This window comes from Streptomyces sp. NPDC051576, assembly GCF_040681835.1.
Lineage (GTDB): Bacteria > Actinomycetota > Actinomycetes > Streptomycetales > Streptomycetaceae > Streptomyces.
The window spans coordinates 614,845-620,704 of record NZ_JBFAZO010000005.1; the positions used below are offsets into that span (position 1 = coordinate 614,845).

General features: G+C 70.6%; 5 protein-coding genes. 3 read left to right on the forward strand and 2 right to left on the reverse strand.

Features of this window, described 5'->3' with window-relative positions; genetic code table 11:
* Nucleotides 1-56: 56 nt before the first annotated feature.
* Nucleotides 57-701 (reverse strand): DedA family protein, encoded by a 645-nt coding sequence (locus AB0M63_RS20100; RefSeq protein WP_366020290.1) that lies wholly within the window; start codon nt 699-701, stop codon nt 57-59.
* Between the two features lie 219 nt (nt 702-920).
* Here AB0M63_RS20100 and AB0M63_RS20105 point away from each other — a divergent pair, with 219 nt between their 5' ends.
* Genes AB0M63_RS20105 through AB0M63_RS20115 form a run of 3 tightly spaced genes read left to right on the forward strand, consistent with a single transcriptional unit; the run spans nt 921 to nt 5,566 of the window.
* The gene (locus tag AB0M63_RS20105; protein WP_366020291.1) at nt 921-2,630 is read left to right on the forward strand and encodes an ABC transporter ATP-binding protein; all 1,710 of its coding nucleotides are present in this window, start codon (nt 921-923) and stop codon (nt 2,628-2,630) included.
* Nucleotides 2,627-4,441, forward strand: a complete 1,815-nt coding sequence (locus tag AB0M63_RS20110) for an ABC transporter ATP-binding protein (protein WP_366020292.1) — start codon at nt 2,627-2,629, stop codon at nt 4,439-4,441. Before AB0M63_RS20105 ends, AB0M63_RS20110 begins: the two co-directional genes overlap by 4 nt.
* A 48-nt stretch (nt 4,442-4,489) precedes the next feature.
* The gene (locus AB0M63_RS20115; RefSeq protein ID WP_366020293.1) at nt 4,490-5,566 is read left to right on the forward strand and encodes an iron-siderophore ABC transporter substrate-binding protein; all 1,077 of its coding nucleotides are present in this window, start codon (nt 4,490-4,492) and stop codon (nt 5,564-5,566) included.
* A 62-nt stretch (nt 5,567-5,628) separates the two neighbouring features.
* On the opposite strand, the gene AB0M63_RS20120 is transcribed toward AB0M63_RS20115, so the two are convergent.
* Nucleotides 5,629-5,832, reverse strand: a complete 204-nt coding sequence (locus AB0M63_RS20120) for an MbtH family protein (RefSeq protein ID WP_355904127.1) — start codon at nt 5,830-5,832, stop codon at nt 5,629-5,631.
* Nucleotides 5,833-5,860 lie beyond the last annotated feature (28 nt).

Sequence of the window (5,860 nt, forward strand, 5' to 3'; positions counted from 1 at the left end):
CGAGTGCGGTTTGCCTGTGGTTTTGCGCCGTTCCCCGCGCCCCTGAAGGGGCGCTTTCAGTCGGCGGCGCTGACCGGCTCGGGTTCCTTCTTCTCTGCTGACATCTTCTGCGCCTTGCGGCGGACGATCAGCATGGAGGCCGCGCCCACCAGCACCGCCGCCGCCAGGCCGAAGTACGAGAAGCGCTTGAGCCAGTCCTCGGCGACGATTCCCACGTAGTAGACGACCGCCGTGGTGCCGCCCGCCCAGATGACTCCGCCGAGGAGATTGGCGGTCAGGAACTTCCAGTACGGCATGCGCAGTACGCCCGCGAGCGGGCCGGCGAAGATGCGGAGCAGGGCGATGAAGCGGCCGAAGAAGACGGCCCACATGCCCCACTTCTCGAAGGAGCGCTCGGCGGTGGCGACATGGCCTTCGCTGAAGTGCTTGGGGAATCTGTCGCCGAGCCAGGCGAGCAGGGGGCGTCCGCCCTTGCGGCCGATCGCATAGCCGATCGAGTCGCCGATGACCGCGCCGAGGCTGGCGCAGGCGCCGAGGACGACGGGGTTGATGCCGGAGTGCTGGGAAGAGAGGAGCGCCGCCGAGACCAGGACGATCTCGCCCGGCAGCGGGATGCCCAGGCTCTCCACCCCGATGACCAGCGCCACCACGGCGTAGACGGCCACCGCTGGAACCGTGTCGAGCCATTCCTGGACGTGCAACGCCGGTCCTCCCGAATTCGCGTACTGCCTTGCCGGCGTGCGCCGCGCAAAAGGGCGCACTCCGGGAAGGGTACCGCTCGGCGTCGGGCGCCGACGCCCCGGCGATCGGCGGTATCGGAACCGCTCCGTTACCAATGGGGCGGGTAGAAAGGGCTCCCATCGCCCTCAATTCACTTAAGGTAGCCTTGCCTAAGTTGGCCGGTTTCCGGAGGGTGGCTGGTGGGAGCAGGGGAACTGTCGGGGCGGGACGTCCTGACGCGCTCGGTCAAGGGACAGGTTCGGCGCGTCGCTCTCGGCTCGGCGCTCGGATGCGTGCACCAACTGGGGGAAGCCCTGGTGCCGGTGCTCATCGGTGTCGTCATCGATCAGGCCGTGGCCGGTCAGAAGGCCGGACGTCTGGTGCTCTGGCTCGTCGTCCTGGCCGTCATGTACGTGACGTTGTCGTGGAGCTTCCGTCTGGGTGCCAAGGCCGGGGAGCGCGGAGCCGAAGAGGCCGCGCACACACTCCGGTTGGCGATCGTGGGCCGGGTGCTCGATGCCCGCGGCGGTGCCGAGGTGGGACGGCTGCCCGGTGAGCTGGCCAATGTCGCCACCGAGGACGCCAAGCGGGTCGGTGCCGTCAACATGGCCTTGATGAGCGGGATTTGGGCCGTCTCGGGCGTCGCCGTGAGCGCCGTCGCACTCCTGCTGATCTCCGTCACGCTCGGGCTGATCGTGCTGCTGGGCACGCCGGTTCTGCTGTGGCTGGGGCATCTGCTCAGCAAGCCGTTGGAGCGCCGCAGCGAGGCCGAGCAGGACCGGGCCGCCCATGCGTCGGGCGTGGCCGCCGACTTGGTGGCCGGGCTCCGAGTGCTGAAGGGTCTCGGCGCACAGCAGGCGGCCGTCGAACGGTACCGCCGTACAAGTCGCATCTCCCTTGCCGCCACGCTGCGTTCGGCGCGTGCCGAGTCCTGGCAGACCGGCCTTGTGCTCGCGCTCACCGGCGGGTTCATCGCGCTGATCGCCCTGGTGGGTGGTCGACTCGCGCTCGACGGATCTCTTACGTTGGGGCAGTTGGTGTCGGCGGTGGGGCTCGCGCTGTTCCTGCTGGGGCCGTTGGAGACGTTCGCCTGGGTCAACGCCGAACTGGCGCAGGGCCGGGCATCGGCCGCGCGGGTCGCCGAAGTACTCGCCACCAGTCCCGCCGTCGTGGACGGCGACGACCCGGTCGCCGAGCCCGTGCGCGGCGAACTGCGGCTGCGGGGCGTACGGCTCGGTGGGCTCGACGGTGTCGATCTCGCCCTGCGCGCAGGGCGGTTGACCGGTATAGCGGTGACTGATCCGGCCGGTGCCGAGGCCCTGTTGCGCTGTCTGGGCCGGGAGGCGGACCCGGAGTCGGGTTCGGTCGAGCTGGACGGCGTACCGCTGAGTCGCCTGGATCCGGCGGCACTTCGGGCGGCGGTGCTGGTCGCCGCCCATGACGCGGCCCTGTTCGAGGGCTCGTTGGCAGAGAACGTGACACCGGAGGACGGCTCCCAAGGTGGCGAGGCCGATCTCCTCACCGAACGCGCCATGGCCGCCGCCCGCGCCGACGAGGTGGCCGACTCCCTGCCGCACGGCACCGCTACCGGTGTCGGCGAGGGCGGCCGGTCCCTGTCCGGCGGACAGCGCCAACGCGTGCTGCTGGCAAGGGCGTTGCGTGCCGAGCCGTCCGTCCTGGTCGTGCACGACCCGACCACGGCGGTCGACACCGTGACCGAGGCCCGTATCGCGGACGGACTGCGCGATCTGCGCCGGGGCCGCACCACGATCGTGGTGACCAACAGCCCCGCGCTGCTCGCCGTCGCCGACCACGTGGTCCTCCTGGACGCCGGACGCGTCGGCGCCGAGGGCACCCACGCGGAGCTCGTACGGACCGACGCGACCTACCGGACGGCGGTGCTGGCATGACGGCGGAAGGCATACGGCCGGAAGGCCTGGGGACTGACTCCGACCGGGCCCTCCTCCCCACCGCCACCCCGGCCCGCACCCGCGCCGCGGTCCGTGAACTTCTGCGGCCTCAGCGAGGGTTGGCCGTCGCCGGGTTCGGTCTGATGGTGGTCGCCACGGCCGTCGGGCTGCTCACCCAGCCCCTGCTGGGCCATATCGTCGACGTGGTCACCGAGCACCGCTCCCCCGACGCGCTCACCCTGCCGGTGGTCGCGCTCGCCGGGGTCGCCCTGGTGCAGGGCGTGACCACCGCACTCGGCATGTCGCTGGTGTCCCGGCTCGGGGAGACCGCGCTCGCCCGGCTCCGTGAACTGTTCGTGGAGCGGGCGCTGTCACTGCCCCTGGACCGCATCGAAAAGGCCGGCTCCGGCGACCTCAACTCCCGTGTCACCAGGGATGTTTCACGAGTCGCCGACGCGGTGCGCGGGGCACTGCCCGAACTCGCGCGGTCCGCGTTGTCGATCCTGCTGACCCTGGGCGCGCTCGCCCTGCTGGACTGGCGGTTCCTGCTCGCGGCGCTGATCGCCGTGCCGGTGCAGGCGCACACGGCCCGCTGGTATGTGCGCAACGCCGTTCCCCTGTACGCCAAGGAGCGCATCGCGACCGGGACCCAGCAGCAGCAGTTGCTGGACACCATCGGCGGGGCACGGACGGTACGGGCGTACCGCTTGCAGCACGGGCACACCCGGCAGGTCACCGAACGCTCGCGTGCGGCCGTGGAGTTGACGATGAGCGGGGTGCGGCTGATGCTGCGCTTCTACAGTCGGCTGCACATCGCCGAGTACCTGGGGCTGTCCGCCGTCCTGGTGACCGGGTTCCTGCTGGTCCGAGACGGTTCCGCCTCGGTCGGTACGGCCACCGCCGCCGCGCTGTACTTCCACAGTCTCTTCGGGCCGGTCAACACCGCGCTGGTGCTGCTGGACGACGCCCAGTCGGCAACGGCCGGACTGGCACGGCTTGTTGGTGTAGTGGACGAGCCCGCGCCTACCGTCACCGACCGCGCGGACGACCGTACGGCCGTCGCCGGGCCCCCGTCCGTGACGCTGACGGGTGTCTCCCACGCGTATGTGCCGGGCCGCCCGGTGCTGCACGACGTCGATCTGGAGATCCGGCCCAAGGAACGGGTCGCGCTCGTCGGCACGACGGGTGCCGGCAAGACGACTCTCGCCAAACTCGTCGCGGGACTGCACCGTTCGCAGTCGGGCCGGATCGATGTCGGCGGCGCGGAGCCGGACGAGGCCGGGCAGTTGGTCGGGTTGGTGACGCAGGAGGTCCATGTGTTCGCCGGGTCGCTCGCCGACGATCTGCGGCTGGCCCGCCCGGACGCGCATGTCGAGGAACTCCGTGAGGCACTGGACACGGTGGGCGCGCTCGGCTGGGCCGAGGCGCTGCCGGAGGGCCTGGACACGGTCGTCGGCGACGGCGGCCACCGGCTGACCGCCGACCGCGCCCAGCAACTCGCCCTGGCCCGGCTGCTGTTGGCCGACCCGCCGGTCGTCGTCCTCGACGAGGCGACGGCGGAGGCGGGCAGTTCGGGCGCCCGCCAGTTGGACGAGGCCGCCGAACAGGCCCTGCGCGGCCGTACCGCACTGGTCGTGGCGCACCGGCTCAGCCAGGCCGCCACCGCGGACCGGGTGATCGTGCTGGACGACGGCCGGGTCGTGGAGAACGGCACGCACGACGAACTCCTCACCGCCCAGGGCCCGTACGCCGCCCTGTGGCAGGCCTGGTCCGGCAGCCGCTCCTCCGGGGCCGCCCCCGACACCCACTAGATCCGCCACCCCCCGCCGACCCATCGCGACGAACAGAAGGATCATCCGATGCCCCGCGCCACCAGAGCCTTCCGGCTGTCCGGCCTGCTCGCCTCCGTACTCCTGCTGGCCGTCACGGCGGTGGGCTGCGGTTCCTCCGACTCCGACTCCTCCTCGTCGGCCTCCAACACGTCCGGGTCGGACTCGAAGGCGTCCGCCGACGCGTTCCCCGTGACGATCGCCCACAAGTTCGGCAGTACGACGATCAAGTCCGAGCCCAAGCGCATCGTCACCGTCGGTCTCACCGACCAGGACGCGGTCCTCGCCCTGGGCAAGGTGCCGGTCGGCACGACCGAGTGGCTGGGCGGCTACAAGGGCGCCATCGGCCCCTGGGCCAAGGACAAGCTGGGCAGTTCACCGGCGCCGACCGTCCTCAAGGACACCGGCACGGGCCCGCAGGTGGAGAAGATCGCCGCGCTGAAGCCCGATCTCATCCTCGCGGTCTACTCGGGCCTCACCAAGGCCCAGTACCAGAGCCTGTCGCAGTTCGCGCCGGTCGTCGCCCAGCCGAAGGCGTACAACGACTACGGCGTGCCGTGGCAGCAGCAGACCGAGGAGATCGGCCAGGCGCTCGGCAAGGCCTCCGAGGCCAAGACGCTGGTGTCGGGCGTCGAAGCCAAGTTCGCCGCCGCGAAGAAGGCCAACCCCGCGTTCGCCGGTACGTCGGCCGTCATGGCGACCCCGTACGAGGGCGTCTTCGTCTACGGCAGCCAGGACCCGCGCTCCCGGCTCCTGTCCGACCTGGGCTTCTCGCTCCCGAAGGATCTCGACAAGGTCATCGGTGACACGTTCGGCGCGAACATCAGCAAGGAACGCTACGACCTGCTCGACCAGAAGGTCGCCGTGTGGATCGTGCCGGACACCACCACGGCCGTCACCAAGCTGCACAGCGACAAGATCTACGGCGATCTGAACGTGGTGAAGCAGGGCCGCGAGGTCTTCATCAAGGAGACCAGTGACTACGGCAACGCCGTGTCCCTGTCCACCGTGTTGAGCATCCCCTACGTCCTGGACCGGCTGGTGCCGCAGCTCGCGGCGGCGGTGGACGGCAAGGCGTCGACGAAGGTGGAGCAGCCCGCTTCCTGACCGACGAGACACGCATGGGGGGCGGGTCCGAATTCACTCGGACCCGCCCCCCTTTCGTGTGCTCAGGCCCCGTCGACCAGGCTCTTCGGCCTCATGTCCGTCCAGTTGGTCTCGATGTGGTCCAGGCACTCCTGCCGGCCGGCGGGTCCGTGCGCGACCGTCCAGCCTGCCGGTACGTCCACGAAGTCGGGCCACAGGCTGTACTGGCCCTCGTCGTTGACGAGGACGGAGTAGACGCCTTCGGGGTTCTCGAACGGGTTGCTCATGTCGGGGGTTCCTTGCCTTCCGTCGGGA